Source organism: Pseudomonas sp. 21LCFQ02, assembly GCF_024129895.2.
GTDB lineage: Bacteria > Pseudomonadota > Gammaproteobacteria > Pseudomonadales > Pseudomonadaceae > Aquipseudomonas.
The window spans coordinates 1,053,128-1,067,430 of record NZ_CM178749.1 but is presented as its reverse complement, the minus strand read 5'-3'; the positions used below and the strand labels follow the sequence as shown (position 1 = coordinate 1,067,430).

Sequence of the window (14,303 nt, the reverse complement as noted above, 5' to 3'; positions counted from 1 at the left end):
TTGGCAATTAGTGTGTTGATGGCATGTTGATGATGGCGAACATGCCGTTATCCGGCATGCGCCAAAGGGCACCATGACCCCGATCAGTCCGGCGTGGTCGGGCTGATTTTGCTTTCCAGTTGCGCAACTTTGGCTTCCAGTGCTTCAAGGCGCGCACGTGTGCGGGCGAGGACGGCCATCTGGCTGTCGAACTCTTCCCGGCTGACCAGATCGAGTTTGCTGAAAGCACTTTGCAGCACAATCTTGAACTGGCTTTCGAACTCGCTGCGCGGCAGCGGCGTCTCGCCATTGAACAGGCGCGAAGCGTGGTCGCTCAGGGCATCGAGGAGGGCTTTGGGGGCGAGCATGATCAATTCCCGGACTCAAGAGGGCTGGCAGTGTAGCACGAGCTGCTGTGGGGCATTTTCCCTCGGTCAGATGCACGTTTATTGCGCACAAGGGTGTGCACGGACGCACCGTTATTGTGCGGGCGGCGGCCGCCTATGCCAGGTGTTGCAGGCCTGTAAGGCAACAACCACCTGAATTCAGTGACTTTTTCCGACATGGCAAGCTTTCTGCAATAGACCTTCGTGACTCCTGCACTGATGCAGTCGACGTGACAAATGCAGTGCGGCAGGCACAACGGAGAAGTAGATCGTCAGATGCGTTTATCTGGCGTCGGTGTCGACCTGAACAGGCGACCGACACGTTACAAAGCCAGGCACTGAGCTTAGACTTGAGACGGGTTTGTTTTCCTGGGGCAAGTCCACCAATTCGGGAGAGAGTTTCATGAAACTAGTCACTGCAATCATCAAGCCGTTCAAACTCGATGACGTACGCGAATCGTTGTCCGAGATCGGCGTGCAGGGCATCACTGTCACTGAGGTCAAAGGCTTCGGACGTCAGAAAGGTCACACTGAGCTGTATCGCGGTGCTGAATACGTTGTCGACTTCCTTCCCAAGGTGAAGATCGATGTCGCCATTGACGACAAGGATCTGGACCGGGTTATCGAAGCCATTACCAAGGCTGCCAACACCGGCAAGATTGGCGACGGCAAGATTTTCGTCGTGAATCTGGAACAGGCGATCCGCATCCGTACCGGCGAAACCGATACCGACGCGATCTAAGCCGCCAACCCCCCTAAAGCCCCAGGAGAAACACTATGACTCTGCGTCAATTCGCAGGGCTTGGAGCCCTGTTGTCCCTCGCTTTACCTGGTCTGGCCCTGGCGGCTGAGCCTGCTGCAGAACCTGTACTCAATTCCGGTGACACCGCATGGATGCTGACCGCCACCGCGCTGGTCCTGTTCATGACCATTCCGGGCCTGGCACTGTTCTACAGCGGCATGGTTCGCTCGAAAAACGTTCTCTCGGTGATGATGCAGTGTTTTGCCATTACCGGTCTTATCAGCATCCTGTGGGTGGTCTACGGCTATAGCCTGGCGTTCGACACGACCGGCATGGAAGAAGGCGTGGTCAACTTCAGTTCGTTTGTCGGCGGCTTCGAGAAAGCCTTCCTGGCGGGCCTGACCCCTTCGAGCCTGACTGGCGCTGCTGCGCTGTTCCCTGAGGCGGTATTCATTACCTTCCAGATGACCTTCGCGATCATCACGCCGGCGTTGATCGTCGGTGCCTTCGCCGAGCGCATGAAGTTCTCCGCGATGCTGGTGTTCATGGCCATCTGGTTCACCCTGGTCTACGCACCGATCGCTCACATGGTCTGGGGCGGTGTTGGTGGCCTGATGTGGGACTGGGGCGTACTGGACTTTGCCGGTGGCACCGTGGTCCACATCAATGCCGGTATCGCGGGCCTGGTGGCTTGCCTGGTACTGGGCAAACGTAAAGGCTACCCGACCACGCCAATGGCTCCGCACAACCTGGGTTACACCCTGATCGGCGCGGCCATGCTGTGGATCGGCTGGTTCGGCTTCAACGCCGGCTCCGCTGCCGCCGCCAACGGCACCGCTGGCATGGCGATGCTGGTCACCCAGATCGCAACCGCGGCTGCAGCGTTGGGCTGGATGTTCGCCGAGTGGCTGACCCACGGCAAGCCAAGTGCTCTGGGCATCGCCTCGGGTGTGGTGGCAGGCCTGGTGGCAATCACCCCGGCCGCCGGTACCGCAGGCCCGATGGGCGCTCTGGTGATCGGCCTGGTCTCGGGTGTGGTGTGTTTCTTCTGCGCCACCAGCCTCAAGCGCAAACTGGGTTATGACGACTCGCTGGATGCCTTCGGCGTGCACGGTGTCGGCGGTATCGTCGGTGCGATCCTCACTGGCGTGTTTGCAGCCCCTGCTCTGGGCGGCTTCGGCACCGTGACTGACATCGGCACCCAGGTCTGGGTGCAGTTCAAGGGTGTCGCCTTCACCGTGGTGTACACCGCAATCGTGACCTACGTGATCCTCAAGGTGCTGGACGTGGTCATGGGGCTGCGGGTCAACGAAGAAGAAGAAGTCGTTGGTCTGGACCTTGCGCAACACAACGAGCGCGGCTACAACCTGTAAGCCTTCTGCGAAAAATGCCCGGCTAGCCGGGCATTTTTTTTGTCTGAAATTTATGGATCACCCGCGCTGCGATGCTGTCATTGATTGTGCATCACGCAGTGTTATAGATCGTTTGCGCCGGTCTCGACGGCACTTTTGCCAGCAACGGCTATTGCTGACAGTAATGTAGGTTTATGGCGCTTTGCTTTTTTCTCAGGCGAGTTAGAATGCGCGCCGAACGTGTGGAGAACGGTATGTGGCAGCAATCAGTGGTCACCCTGCGAGAGCGGTCGCGCGGGTTTCACCTGGTCACCGATGAGATCGTTGCCGGCGTGTCCGGGCTACGGGAGTGTCGGGTCGGATTGCTGCATCTGTGGTTGCAACATACCTCGGCGTCGTTGACCGTCAACGAAAACGCCGACCCGGCTGTGCGTCGTGACTTCGAGCGATTTTTCAACCGCCTGGTGCCTCAGGGTGTGGCGGGCTTCGAACACAACGATGAAGGTCCTGATGACCTGCCGGCGCACTTCAAGGCCAGTTTGCTAGGCTGCCAGTTGATTTTGCCGGTGACGGCCGGACGTTTGGCGCTGGGTACATGGCAAGGTGTTTATCTCGGTGAGCATCGTGATCGCGGTGGTGCTCGCCGGGTCCTGGCCACCCTTCAGGGTGAGCGGTAATAGCCGCTGGTTTGAGCGGCTGCTGGTTCTCACGGCGGCTCGATTTTCCGGGTTGCTGAGCTATAACTAATCTGCTTTCGCAAGTCATGAGGTAGAACATGAGCGACGACGACAACGATAACGATGATCTGGTAGACGACCTGGAAGGCGAGGACGAAGGCGAGGAGCTCAGCGCAGCGCCTGAAGACGACGCTCCTGATGCTGATGATGGCGGCGAAGTTACGGCCGCGCCTGCCAAAGGCAAGTCCAAGGCTGCAGTATCGGTCGATGAACTGCCCAGCATCGAGGCCAAACAAAAGGATCGCGACGCTCTGGCACGCGCCATGGAAGAGTTTCTCTCTCGTGGCGGCAAAGTGCAGGAAGTCGAGGCCAATGTGGTGGCCGACCCGCCCAAGAAGCCGGACAACAAGTACGGCAGCCGCCCTATCTGAGGCGTCTTGAGCGTAAAGAAAAAGCCCGCTGTCGCTGCGGGCTTTTTCTTGCCTGTGATCCGCGCATGGCCCTCGCAGGAGCAGCTTTAGCTGCGAAGCTTTTCGCCGCTAAAGCGCAGCGTCGCCGGCCCCTCGTGCAATCGCAGTTGTGACGCGGCGGCGCTAATTCGTCAGCCCCAGCGAGCCAGCACCTCGGGCAACTGCGACAGGTTATGGATCTCTGCATCCGGACGATGGGTGGCTTCCCAGACCTTGCCCTGCGGGTTGAACCAGATGGTTTTGAGCCCGGCGCGCTGGGCACCGCCAATGTCATCGTCCGGGTGGTCACCGATATGCACCGCGTGGTCTGCCTCGCAGTTGGCGCGGCGCAGCGCCTCGCGAAACGGTGCGGGGTCGGGTTTGCCGATGCCCAGGTCCTCGGCGCACAGCACAAACCTGAAGTAGTCGGCCAGGCCCAGGCGCCGCACATCGGCGTTGCCGTTGGTGATCACGCCCAGTGCATAGGTCTTGGCAAGGATTTCCAGCGTCGGCTGGACCTCCGGGAACACCTGCACCTGATGGCGGCCATGGAGAAACGCTTCGAAGCTGCGCTCGGCCAGGTCCAGAGCCTGGTCTTCGTCGTAACCCACGTCGCGCAGGGCATGAAACAGCACTTTGCGGCGCAGGGCGCTGATCCGGTGCTTGAGGCCGGGCTCGGCGTTGATCAGCCGGGTGCGGATTTCCCACAGGTGCTCGACCGGTACTGGCCCAAGGCGCGGTGCGTGTTCAATCAGCCAGTCGCGCAGCAGGGTTTCGGCGCCGGCAATGGCCGGGGCGTTATCCCAGAGCGTGTCGTCCAGGTCGAAAGTGATCAGCTTAATCATGGGCATTGCCTTTGCGTTTGGCCCGTGGATGGGCGCTGTCGTACACGGTGGCCAGGTGCTGGAAGTCCAGATGAGTGTAGATTTGCGTGGTGCTGATGTCGGCATGGCCGAGCAGCTCCTGCACCGCACGCAGGTCCTGGGAGGACTCCAGCACGTGGCTGGCGAAGGAGTGGCGCAGCATGTGCGGGTGCAAATTCTGGCCCAGTTCGCGCTCGCCGGCGGCCTTGAGGCGCACCTGCACCGCGCGCTGGCCCAGGCGTTTGCCCTGTTGGCTGATGAATACCGCGTTGTCGCGCGGGTTGGCCAGGGCACGCAGCTTGAGCCACTCGTCCAGCGCCTGACGCGCCTTGCTGCCGATTGGCAGAACCCGGGTCTTGCTGCCTTTGCCCAGCACTTGTACCAGGCCATCGGCAAGGTCCAGCTGGTCGGTGTCCAGGCCGGTCAACTCCGAGAGACGCAGGCCTGAGGAGTAGAACAACTCCATGATGGCCTGATCGCGACGGGCCAGAAAATCGTCTTCCACCGCGCCATCGAGCAGTTGCGCTGTACGGTCGGTGTCAAGGGTCTTGGGCAGTCGCCGTTCGCCTTTGGGGGGCGCCAGGCCGCCCGCCGGGTCGTGCTGGCACAGGCCTTCACGGTTCAGATACTGATACAGCCCGCGCACGGCCGACAACAGGCGCGCCAGGCTGCGTGAAGACTGGCCTTGCTGATGCTGGCGGGCGATAAAGCTGCGCAGCAACGCAATGTCCAGAGCGCTCCAGTCGCCGAGCGCCTGTTTCTGGCAGAAGGCCAGGACCTTGTCCAGGTCGCGGCGATAAGCCAGCAGGGTGTGCGGTGACACCTGACGCTCACTGCGCAGATGCTCGCAGTAGGCTTGCAGTTGCTGTTCCAATCTCAGCGCACCGAGCGCAAGGCATGAGTGAAGCGCGGCAACAGACGGCTCAGCACTTCGCCGATATAGCCTAGAAACAGCGTGCCCACGGAACTCTTGTAATGCTGCGGGTCACGGCTGCCGATGGCCAGCACGCCATGCAGGCCCTGATGATTGAGGGTCACCAGCGCGGTAGAGCCGACTTCTTTGGCGGGTTCGGCACCGAACAGAAATGCCAGCTCGTGATCGCGCAGGGCGCCGCACACAGCCTTGTCGCCCATCAGCCCGCCGATGGCCTTCTGCGCTTCGCTGCTGCTGATCCAGCGGCCGACTGGCATGCCGTTGTCGCCAAACAGGATCAGGCTGACAAAGGGCACCTGAAAGTCGTGGCGCAGGCTGTCTTCGACGGCCATGATCAGCTCTTCGAGGCTGCCCGCGTCCATCAGCGTCAGGTTCAGGCGTCGGGTTTTTTCGAATAGCCGGTCGTTGTCGCGGGCGACATCCATCAACTGCGACAGTCGGTGACGCATCTCGATGTTGCGTTCGCGCAGCAGCTTGAGCTGGCGTTCGACCAGCGACACGCTGTCGCCGCGCTGGTGCGGGATGCGCATGCTTACCAGCAGTTCGTCGTGCTCGGAGAAAAACTCCGGGTGCTGAAGCAGGTAGGCGATGACCGCCTCCGCTTCAGGATTGAGCCGCGCATCCGCAGTGGATGGCTGCTCGACTAGGGTTGAAGCTGGAGGCTGATCGGTCATCGCATTTGCTCACTCATAGACGAACCTGACCCTCGTAGACCCGTACCGCCGGCCCGGTCATCAACACCGGTTGGCCCGGCCCGGCCCATTCGATGCTCAGGCGGCCACCGGGCAGGTCAATCATGACCGGCGAATCCATCCAGCCCTGACTGATGGCTGCGACGGCGGCTGCACAGGCACCGGTACCGCAGGCCTGGGTTTCCCCGGCGCCACGCTCCCAGACGCGCAACTGCGCGCGCTGGCGGTCTACGACATGCAGGAAACCAACATTGACCCTGGCCGGGAAGCGCGGGTGGTGTTCGATCTTCGGCCCCAGCTCATGCACCGGGGCCTTGTTGATGTCTTCAACGCGAAGTACCGCGTGCGGGTTGCCCATCGATATGGCCGCCAGTTGCACGGTCTGGCCGTCGACCTGCAGATCATAACTGCTGGCCTGTTGCGGCGCCTGGAACGGGATCTGCTCGGGAACCAGCCGTGGCGGGCCCATGTCGACGCTGATCTGGCCGTCATTGCGGACGTCCAGCTCGATGACCCCGCTCTTGGTCTCGACGCGGATCCTGCGTTTGGCGGTCAGGCGCTTGTCCAGCACGAAGCGCGCGAAGCAGCGCGCACCGTTGCCGCACTGCTCGACCTCGGAACCATCGGAGTTGAAGATCCGGTAACGAAAGTCCACGTCCGGGTTGCTCGGTGCCTCGACGATCAGCAGTTGATCGAAGCCGATGCCGGTATGCCGGTCACCCCATTGTTTGGCGTGCTTGGGCTGGATGTGCGCGTGCTGACTGACCAGGTCCAGAACCATGAAGTCATTGCCCAGCCCGTGCATTTTGGTAAAACGCAGCAGCATGGATTACTCCGGCAGCAGGCTTTCGCCGGCGAACAACTCGGTCAGGGTTTCGCGGCGGCGCACTTCATGGGCCTGATTGCCATCGACCAGCACCTCGGCGGCGCGGCCACGGGTGTTGTAGTTCGAGCTCATGACAAAACCATAGGCGCCCGCCGAGCGTACGGCCAGCAGGTCGCCTTCAGCCAGGGCCAGCTCGCGGTCTTTGGCCAGGAAGTCGCCGGTTTCGCAGATCGGGCCGACGATGTCGTAAAGGCGGGTCGCGCTGTCACGCGGCTGCACCGCCGAAACGTCCATCCAGGCCTGATACAGGGCCGGGCGGATCAAGTCGTTCATTGCCGCATCGACAATGGCAAAGTCCTTGTGCTCGGTGTGCTTGAGGTACTCGACACGGGTCAGCAAGGCGCCGGCGTTGGCGACAATGAAACGGCCCGGCTCGAATACCAGGCCCAGGTCGCGGCCTTCAAGGCGCTTGCGCACTGCCTGGATATAATCCTGGGCCAGAGGCGGCTCTTCATCGCGATAACGCACGCCCAGGCCGCCGCCCAGGTCGATATGGCGCAAGTGGATACCGCAATCACCCAGCCGGTCGACCAGATCCAGCAGGCGGTCCAGCGCGTCGATGAACGGTTCCAGCGTGGTCAGCTGCGAGCCGATATGGCAGTCGACGCCGACCACTTCCAGGTTCGGCAACTGCGAGGCGCGGACGTAGACGTCTTCGGCCTGAACAATATCAATGCCGAACTTGTTCTCTTTCAGGCCCGTGGAAATGTAAGGGTGGGTGCCCGCGTCGACGTCCGGGTTGACCCGCAGCGATACCGGCGCGCGTACGCCCAGCTCGGCGGCCACCAGCTGGAGGCGCTCCAGCTCTTCAGTGGACTCGACGTTGAAGCAGTGCACGCCGACTTCCAGCGCCCGGCGCATGTCGTCGCGGCTCTTGCCCACGCCGGAGAAGACGATCTTGTCAGCCCGCCCGCCAGCCGCCAGAACGCGTTCGAGCTCACCGCGCGAAACGATGTCGAAGCCGGCGCCCAGGCGGGCCAGCACGTTGAGCACGCCCAGGTTGGAGTTGGCTTTGACTGCAAAGCAGACCAGGTGCGGCATGCCGTTCAGGGCGTCGGCATAGGCGTTGTACTGCGCCTCGATGTGCGCGCGCGAATAAACGTAGGTCGGCGTGCCGAAGCGTTCGGCGATGGCAGACAGCGCCACGCCTTCCGCGAACAGCTCGCCGTCGCGGTAGTTGAAAGCGTCCATTGAGGTCCCTTAGTTGTGCTTGTGCGAGTGCGACTTGGCTTGTTCGTCGGCAGACTTGGTGTCGTCAGGCAGGTACAGCGGGCCTTTCTGGCCGCAGGCGGTGACAAGACAGGCAACCGCGACGAGCGCAGCAAGCGAAGAGATCAGGCGCTTCATGGCGAAATCCTTTGTATAAGCTTTGATTGGGCCCGAGTATACCGGCCACCTGACGGCTTGCCTATGCAGCGGGCTTTCCGTCTGGCGGGGTTAGCGCGGCAATGACTGGCCGGGCCAGAAAAATGGCGGATTATCGACGCCTGACGAACAAGCAGGCGGCCAGGCTTTGCATTTGCCCGGCTGCGCCCGTATCGTGCGCGGCATGTGATGCCTGACCACTTTTGCGAGGTTCCCCCATGAGTTTGACCGAAGCGCGTTTTCACGATCTGGTCGATGCCACCCAGCAGGCCCTGGAGGACATCTTCGACGAGAGCGATCTGGACCTTGATCTGGAAAATTCGGCCGGCGTGCTGACCGTCAAGTTCGAAAATGGCTCGCAACTGATCTTCAGCCGTCAGGAACCCCTGCGTCAGCTGTGGCTGGCGGCGCGCTCAGGCGGTTATCACTTCGACTACGACCAGGAAGAAAATCGCTGGGTCTGTGATACCAGTGATGAACTGCTGAGCGAAATGCTGCCGCGCATCACTCTTGAGCAGGCGGGCGTCGAACTGGAATTCGACGAGATCTGATGATGACCACCGGCGCCGCTCCACGACCTCCCAAACCGCTGTACAGCAACGTCAGCCCGGCTGTTGCTTCGCCGTGCGTCAGCCTCTGCCGGCTGGATGAAGACAAGGTCTGCCTGGGCTGTTTCCGGCATGTGGAAGACATTCGCGAGTGGCGCTCGGCCGATGACGAGCGGCGCCGGCAGATCCGTCATGCCGCCGAGCAGCGCAGGCTGCAGGCTCAGGCCTGATCCATCGCCTCATTCAGCAGCTTTTCCAGCCGCGCCTTGTGGCGCAGGTAAAGGATGCTCTGGCCGTGGCCGTCATCGAGCAGCCCTGACAAGTCCAGGTCGGTGATGTAGCAGCGGTAGCGCTCCGGTTCCTGACGCTGGGCAAGGATCTGCCGGGCGACCACGGCGTACAGCTGGTCGCCATGCTCCAGTTCGGTGAACTCCCGGTTATTGCAGTACAGCGAGACGTTCATCTGCCCCGGTGAAGCCTCTTCGATAATCGCCTGCACGTCATAGAACGGCTTGTCCGCTGTGGTCGGCGCCTGACGCGGTTCGATGCTGCGGGCATGGCCGCTGCCTGAAGGGAGGATCTGGTAATACAGCACCTCAAGCGACACCGGCTCGTGCGGATTATCCAGGGGCAGCGAGGCGCCGCGCCGGTAAATGAGTGAGTGGAAGAAACGCTGCAAGGGCATTAACAGGCTTTGCTCGTCGTGCCATGGCAGGCGCTGATGCCAGAGTGCGTTGTGCTCGTCGAGCACATAAAGGTCGGCGTAACGGTCGATAACCCGATAGAACACCTGCAGGCATTCTGGCTGACCGTAGGGCATGATCAACGGCAGGTCTTGATCGTCCAGGGCATGCGGGTCCAGATACAGCGGGCTGTAGCAAGGCAGTTCTTCGCCCAGATAGGTGAACAGCCCCGCCACACTGTTGACCACCACCTGGGTTGTCTGGTCGGGCAGCAAGGCCAGAACGTGGTACTGCTGCTGGACCTGGAACAGGTAGCGGTGGTTCAGGCGACGGGCCTGCAACAAGCGGGCGGTATCGATGATTTCCTCGACTCGTTGGGCAATGGCCGGTGCGCGGTTATGGCAGAAGCAGCGCACCTGGATGCGCGGCTGCGTGGCGCCGTCGGGCAGGCTGCCGAGCAATTCGGTCAGGCAGTCGAGCAGCGCGTGCGGCCCCTCATAGCGGCTGACCAGCGTCTCGTTCCAGCTATTGAGGGTCACCTGGTCGAGGGTCAGCACCAGGTTTTCGCGCGTCCCGGCATAGCTCAGCGAGTCGGTACGCTCAGTGGTCATCAGGATATTCAGGTCGCGGTGATGGCGCAGTGGGTCGACCCCGACATTGACCAACAAGAGAATTTGCGCAGGCTCGCTGGGTTGCAACAGTTGCTCGTCGCTGACGCTCGGCAACGGTAGCGGGATGCTCTGCTGCAAGGCGCCGATCAGGTTGAACAGCTCAATCTCGCTCAGATCGCTGCTGCCGGGATGCAGTGCCAGGCGCGTTGTGCTGTCGATGACGCCGTTACGATGACACCAGGTCAGCAGCTCGATCAGCTCGCGGCTGCGTTTGATCGGCGCATGGTTTTCATACTCCTGCACGCCGAGATTGCCGTTGTACAGGCTCCACTGGTGTTTGCCCGGCTCACGCGGGTTGGGCAGGTGGATCAGGGTCAGGGTGTCCTCGGCCAGATCCGGAGCGATACCGGGGTTGATGAACTCGATCTTGCCCGCTTTACGCTCGAAAGCGGCATACAGGCGACGGCCCAGCACGCTCATGTCCCTGGTATTGATCGAGTTGGCGACCTGCCGGGTACGGGCAAACTGGGTCAGGAAGCGGTAGCTGTAAATGAGTTCGTTGACCAACGCGCGACGTTCGTGGCTGACTTGCCGGACTTTCCAGTGGTTACGGTTGTCGAGCAGGGTCAGTTGCTGTTCACTCCAACCCCATTGCCGGGTCAGTTGTTCCAGCAACTGGCGTTGCCAGCCGCTGCTACGCTGCCGGCCGGTCAGCTTTTTGTTGACCTTCAAATACAGGCTATGCCGCACCAGTTCCAGGCGCTCGGGCTCGTTGCGGGCCAGCAGGTGCTCTTCGATGCGTCGGTACGCCACGATGTAGGGGTCGAGCTCGTCCGGGTCGAGGCGGTGGGCGAACACCTCTTGCTTGTATCGCAGGCTCAGGCACTGAACATGCGGGTACTCGCTGGCATAGACCTCGATCAGCAAGAGCTTGAGCACCGATTTGTAAGGTGACTCGATGCCCTTGTACAACTGCCAGAGCCCGGCACCGACGAACTCACCCGCCGGAATGTGAGCCATGTTGCCCAGATCGAGCACTTCATCGGCGCGGATGAAGCGCTTGGACAGCAGGGTGTGTGAATACTGCTCGTAACGGGCTTCTTCGTAGGCTGGCACCAGCCACCACAGTGGAATGCGCCCGGCAAGCCAGATGGCGGTGCGGTAGAACTCGTCGAGCAGCAGGTAGTGCTGGGTGGTGCCGCAATCGTCTGAGCTCAGTTGCGTCTCGCGCTCACCCTCGCGAAAGCGTTGCGGGTCGACCAGAAAGAAGTGCGCTTCGGCGCCTTGGGTGGCGGCCCAGGCTTCCAGTGCCTGGCATTTCTTGCGCAGCTCGGCAATGGCGTCGGGTACCAGCTCGCTGTCGTGGCAGACCCAGACATCCATATCGCTTTGCTCGGCCTGTGCCAGCGTCCCCAGGCTGCCCATCAGGAACAGGCCGTGGATTGGCTGCACCACATGACCATGGCGTGGCTTGTGCGAGAAAGACCGGGTCAGCCGTTGTGCTTCGGCCAGGACCGGGGCCGCCGGCTCGTAATTCGACACACCGGCTGGCGTATTGCCGGATACATAACCGGGCAATAGCGGGTGATTGACGTGAAACAGCAGCGGCAGCAGGGTCAGGACGCTTTGCTGGCGTGAGGAGAGTCCTTCCATGGCGCGTGCCAGACGGCGCTCGTTGAGGCTCAGGAAGCGGTCTTTGAGTTGGCTGAGGACTTTGCGGTCAATGCCCTGATCAAGGTCGGGGCGAATTTCAAATGGGTGCGTCATCGCCACTCAAACCCGGTTCAGGTTTTGTTGTAAGTATTGATGCCGTTACCCCGAACGGGCTGATGCGCTGGGCTTGAACGGCGTAATTGAAAAATGACGCCAATTTTATAGCGCTTCGGGTGGTTCAGGTGAAGAGCCCGGCAAGCTTTTTTATCGCCAGGCTCTGATGGCTGCCGCGAATCAGGCTGCCTTGCGGGAAACGTCGAGAATGGTCAGCAGGGCCTGGGCGTGGCGTGCGGCTTCCAGTCCCAGGCTGGTCAGATAGCCACCGTCGACCTGGGTGGTCAGGCCTTTTTCATTGAGTCGCTGCGCAGCGGCAATCGCACTGGGGGCTGCCACGTGATGGATCTTGAGGCCTTCAAGGGTGTTGTCCAGGTTGAACAGGGCAAGGATTTCCAGTTCAGCAACCAGCTCAGGGGTATAAGACATAGGCGCTCCAGACTTTTTATAGTGGGTATCTTCAAGCGTAGCCCCTCGAACAGACCGTGGCAGGGGGCCTTGGCAGTGTAGTCCCGGTTCTGGAGCTTTGCCTATCAGTCTTGTGGCGGGAGCTCCGGCAAGGCGCGCAAGGCGGTCTCGTACCACTGGCTGTCGAAGGGTCGGTCGGCTTCAAGCATGGCGTCGATCTCGACGGCCAGTACATGGGCCATCATTTCGAGAATGTCGTCACGTTCATAACCCACCAGGGTCAGCTTGTTGTACACCGCCTTGGCGGCCGGCGGATTGTCGGACTCAAGCTGGTTTTCGATGGCCTGGATCAGGGTCGAAGCGGCGAACTGCTCTTCGTCATCGGCATCGATGTCGTGTTCGGGGGTGTTGCTCATGGAGGTTCTCCTGTGAAGCATCGCGGCTGAAGGCGCTCGTGGGAGCAAGCTTCGCTCCCACGGCGACCGGGTGGCGATAGCTCAGCGTGCAGCCAGCAGCGCCTGGCCGCGGGCTACGGCGGCGCGAACCTGGGCCGGTGCGGTCCCGCCGATATGGTTACGGGCGTTGACCGAACCTTCCAGGGTCAGTACCGCGAACACGTCCTGCTCGATCTGGTCACTGAACTGGCGCAGCTCGTCCAGGCTCATTTCAGCCAGATCCTTGCCGGTTTCGACGCCGTACTTCACGGCATGCCCGACGATTTCGTGGCAGTCGCGAAACGGCAGGCCGCGGCGCACCAGATAGTCGGCTAGGTCGGTGGCAGTGGAGAACCCGCGCAACGCGGCTTCGCGCATGATGGCGTGACGCGGCTTGATCGCCGGGATCATGTCGGCAAACGCCCGCAGCGAGTCGCGCAGGGTGTCGGCGGCGTCGAACAGCGGTTCCTTGTCTTCCTGGTTGTCCTTGTTGTAGGCCAGTGGCTGGCCTTTCATCAACGTCAGCAGCCCGGTCAGGGCGCCGAACACGCGGCCGCTCTTGCCGCGCACCAGCTCAGGTACGTCAGGGTTTTTCTTCTGCGGCATGATCGAGCTGCCGGTGCAGAAACGATCCGGCAGGTCAATGAACTGGAACTGGGCGCTGGTCCACAGCACCAACTCTTCCGAGAAGCGCGACAGGTGCATCATCGCCAGCGATGCGGCGGCGCAGAATTCGATAGCGAAATCGCGGTCCGACACGCCGTCCAGCGAGTTGCCGCTGACCGCTTCGAAACCCAGCAACTGGCAGGTCAGCTCACGGTCGATCGGGTAGGTGGTGCCCGCCAGCGCAGCGCTGCCCAGCGGCATGCGATTGGTGCGCTTGCGGCAGTCGACCAGGCGCTCATGGTCGCGGCTGAGCATCTCGAACCAGGCCAGCAGATGGTGGCCAAAGGTCACTGGCTGAGCGGTCTGCAGGTGCGTGAAGCCGGGCATGATGGTGTCGGCTTCGCGCTCGGCCTGCTCCAGCAAACCTTGTTGCAGGCGGGTGATTTCGCCGAGGATCAGGTCGATTTCATCGCGCAGCCACAGGCGGATGTCGGTGGCCACCTGGTCGTTACGGCTCCGCCCGGTGTGCAGCTTTTTACCGGTGATGCCGATGCGGTCGGTCAGGCGGGCTTCGATGTTCATGTGCACGTCTTCCAGGTCGACGCGCCATTCGAACTGGCCAGCCTCGATTTCACCCTGGATGGTCGTCAGGCCGTCGATGATGGTGTCGCGTTCGGCATCGCTCAATACGCCGACCTTGGCCAGCATGGTGGCATGGGCGACAGAACCCATGATGTCATGACGATACAGGCGCTGGTCAAAGTTGACGGAGGCGGTGAATCGCGCGACGAACGCGTCGACGGGCTCACTGAAACGGCCGCCCCAGGACTGGTTGGTCTTGTCGGTGCTCATGATTTCGCTCGTTGCTCTGCTTTTGGTTACGAAGTGCGTCGATCATAGCAGGATGGTGTGTTTTTATCC

The 14,303-nt window shown here is 61.5% G+C and carries 17 protein-coding genes; 6 read left to right on the top strand and 11 right to left on the bottom strand.

From position 1 onward, the window contains the following. Nucleotides 1-83: 83 nt before the first annotated feature. On the bottom strand, nt 84-347 hold the full coding sequence (locus tag NJC40_RS05070) for an accessory factor UbiK family protein (RefSeq protein ID WP_045493999.1): 264 nt from the start codon (nt 345-347) through the stop codon (nt 84-86). Between the two features lie 421 nt (nt 348-768). Between NJC40_RS05070 and glnK the strand changes: the two genes are divergently transcribed. The 4 genes from glnK to sutA all read left to right on the top strand — a co-directional run bounded on the left by glnK (nt 769) and on the right by sutA (nt 3,567). Further along, nucleotides 769-1,107: a P-II family nitrogen regulator gene (glnK, locus tag NJC40_RS05065; RefSeq protein WP_002555808.1), complete on the top strand. Its 339-nt coding sequence runs from the start codon at nt 769-771 to the stop codon at nt 1,105-1,107. Between the two features lie 35 nt (nt 1,108-1,142). After that, nucleotides 1,143-2,480 (top strand): ammonium transporter, encoded by a 1,338-nt coding sequence (locus NJC40_RS05060; protein ID WP_045484880.1) that lies wholly within the window; start codon nt 1,143-1,145, stop codon nt 2,478-2,480. A gap of 233 nt (nt 2,481-2,713) precedes the next feature. Then, nucleotides 2,714-3,136, top strand: a complete 423-nt coding sequence (locus NJC40_RS05055) for a secondary thiamine-phosphate synthase enzyme YjbQ (RefSeq protein ID WP_253140040.1) — start codon at nt 2,714-2,716, stop codon at nt 3,134-3,136. A 98-nt stretch (nt 3,137-3,234) separates the two neighbouring features. Further along, nucleotides 3,235-3,567 (top strand): dormancy-specific transcriptional regulator SutA, encoded by a 333-nt coding sequence (sutA, locus tag NJC40_RS05050; RefSeq protein ID WP_045484878.1) that lies wholly within the window; start codon nt 3,235-3,237, stop codon nt 3,565-3,567. 170 nt (nt 3,568-3,737) lie between these two features. On the opposite strand, the gene NJC40_RS05045 is transcribed toward sutA, so the two are convergent. Genes NJC40_RS05045 through lptM form a run of 6 tightly spaced genes read right to left on the bottom strand, consistent with a single transcriptional unit; the run spans nt 3,738 to nt 8,307 of the window. Further along, nucleotides 3,738-4,430: an HAD family hydrolase gene (locus NJC40_RS05045; protein ID WP_045484877.1), complete on the bottom strand. Its 693-nt coding sequence runs from the start codon at nt 4,428-4,430 to the stop codon at nt 3,738-3,740. Beyond that, on the bottom strand, nt 4,423-5,322 hold the full coding sequence (gene xerC, locus NJC40_RS05040; RefSeq protein ID WP_253139900.1) for a tyrosine recombinase XerC: 900 nt from the start codon (nt 5,320-5,322) through the stop codon (nt 4,423-4,425). The genes NJC40_RS05045 and xerC overlap by 8 nt, the downstream gene beginning before the upstream one ends. A gap of 2 nt (nt 5,323-5,324) precedes the next feature. Then, nucleotides 5,325-6,056, bottom strand: coding sequence for a DUF484 family protein (locus NJC40_RS05035; RefSeq protein WP_045484875.1), 732 nt, complete (start codon nt 6,054-6,056; stop codon nt 5,325-5,327). Between the two features lie 13 nt (nt 6,057-6,069). Beyond that, nucleotides 6,070-6,900 carry a diaminopimelate epimerase gene (gene dapF / locus NJC40_RS05030; RefSeq protein WP_045484874.1) on the bottom strand — a complete coding sequence of 277 codons (831 nt, stop codon included), beginning with the start codon at nt 6,898-6,900 and terminating at the stop codon, nt 6,070-6,072. A gap of 3 nt (nt 6,901-6,903) precedes the next feature. Next, the gene (gene lysA / locus NJC40_RS05025; protein WP_253139902.1) at nt 6,904-8,151 is read right to left on the bottom strand and encodes a diaminopimelate decarboxylase; all 1,248 of its coding nucleotides are present in this window, start codon (nt 8,149-8,151) and stop codon (nt 6,904-6,906) included. Nucleotides 8,152-8,160: 9 nt separating this feature from the next. Next, a complete protein-coding gene (gene lptM / locus NJC40_RS05020; protein ID WP_045484871.1) occupies nt 8,161-8,307 on the bottom strand; it encodes an LPS translocon maturation chaperone LptM in 147 nt (48 codons plus the stop codon). Nucleotides 8,308-8,543: 236 nt separating this feature from the next. Between lptM and cyaY the strand changes: the two genes are divergently transcribed. After that, nucleotides 8,544-8,876 (top strand): iron donor protein CyaY, encoded by a 333-nt coding sequence (gene cyaY, locus NJC40_RS05015; protein WP_045484869.1) that lies wholly within the window; start codon nt 8,544-8,546, stop codon nt 8,874-8,876. A 2-nt stretch (nt 8,877-8,878) separates the two neighbouring features. Continuing rightward, complete coding sequence (locus NJC40_RS05010; RefSeq protein ID WP_045493993.1) at nt 8,879-9,103, top strand: DUF1289 domain-containing protein; 225 nt, start codon at nt 8,879-8,881, stop codon at nt 9,101-9,103. Here the strand turns inward: NJC40_RS05010 and NJC40_RS05005 are convergent. The 4 genes from NJC40_RS05005 to argH form a co-directional block, all read right to left on the bottom strand. After that, nucleotides 9,094-11,934: a class I adenylate cyclase gene (locus NJC40_RS05005; protein ID WP_253139904.1), complete on the bottom strand. Its 2,841-nt coding sequence runs from the start codon at nt 11,932-11,934 to the stop codon at nt 9,094-9,096. The genes NJC40_RS05010 and NJC40_RS05005 overlap by 10 nt on opposite strands. A 180-nt stretch (nt 11,935-12,114) precedes the next feature. After that, nucleotides 12,115-12,363, bottom strand: a complete 249-nt coding sequence (locus tag NJC40_RS05000) for a TIGR02647 family protein (RefSeq protein ID WP_253114132.1) — start codon at nt 12,361-12,363, stop codon at nt 12,115-12,117. A gap of 104 nt (nt 12,364-12,467) precedes the next feature. Next, complete coding sequence (locus NJC40_RS04995) at nt 12,468-12,758, bottom strand: hypothetical protein (protein WP_253139906.1); 291 nt, start codon at nt 12,756-12,758, stop codon at nt 12,468-12,470. 81 nt (nt 12,759-12,839) lie between these two features. Continuing rightward, on the bottom strand, nt 12,840-14,234 hold the full coding sequence (gene argH / locus NJC40_RS04990) for an argininosuccinate lyase (RefSeq protein WP_045484861.1): 1,395 nt from the start codon (nt 14,232-14,234) through the stop codon (nt 12,840-12,842). Between the last annotated feature and the right edge of the window lie 69 nt (nt 14,235-14,303).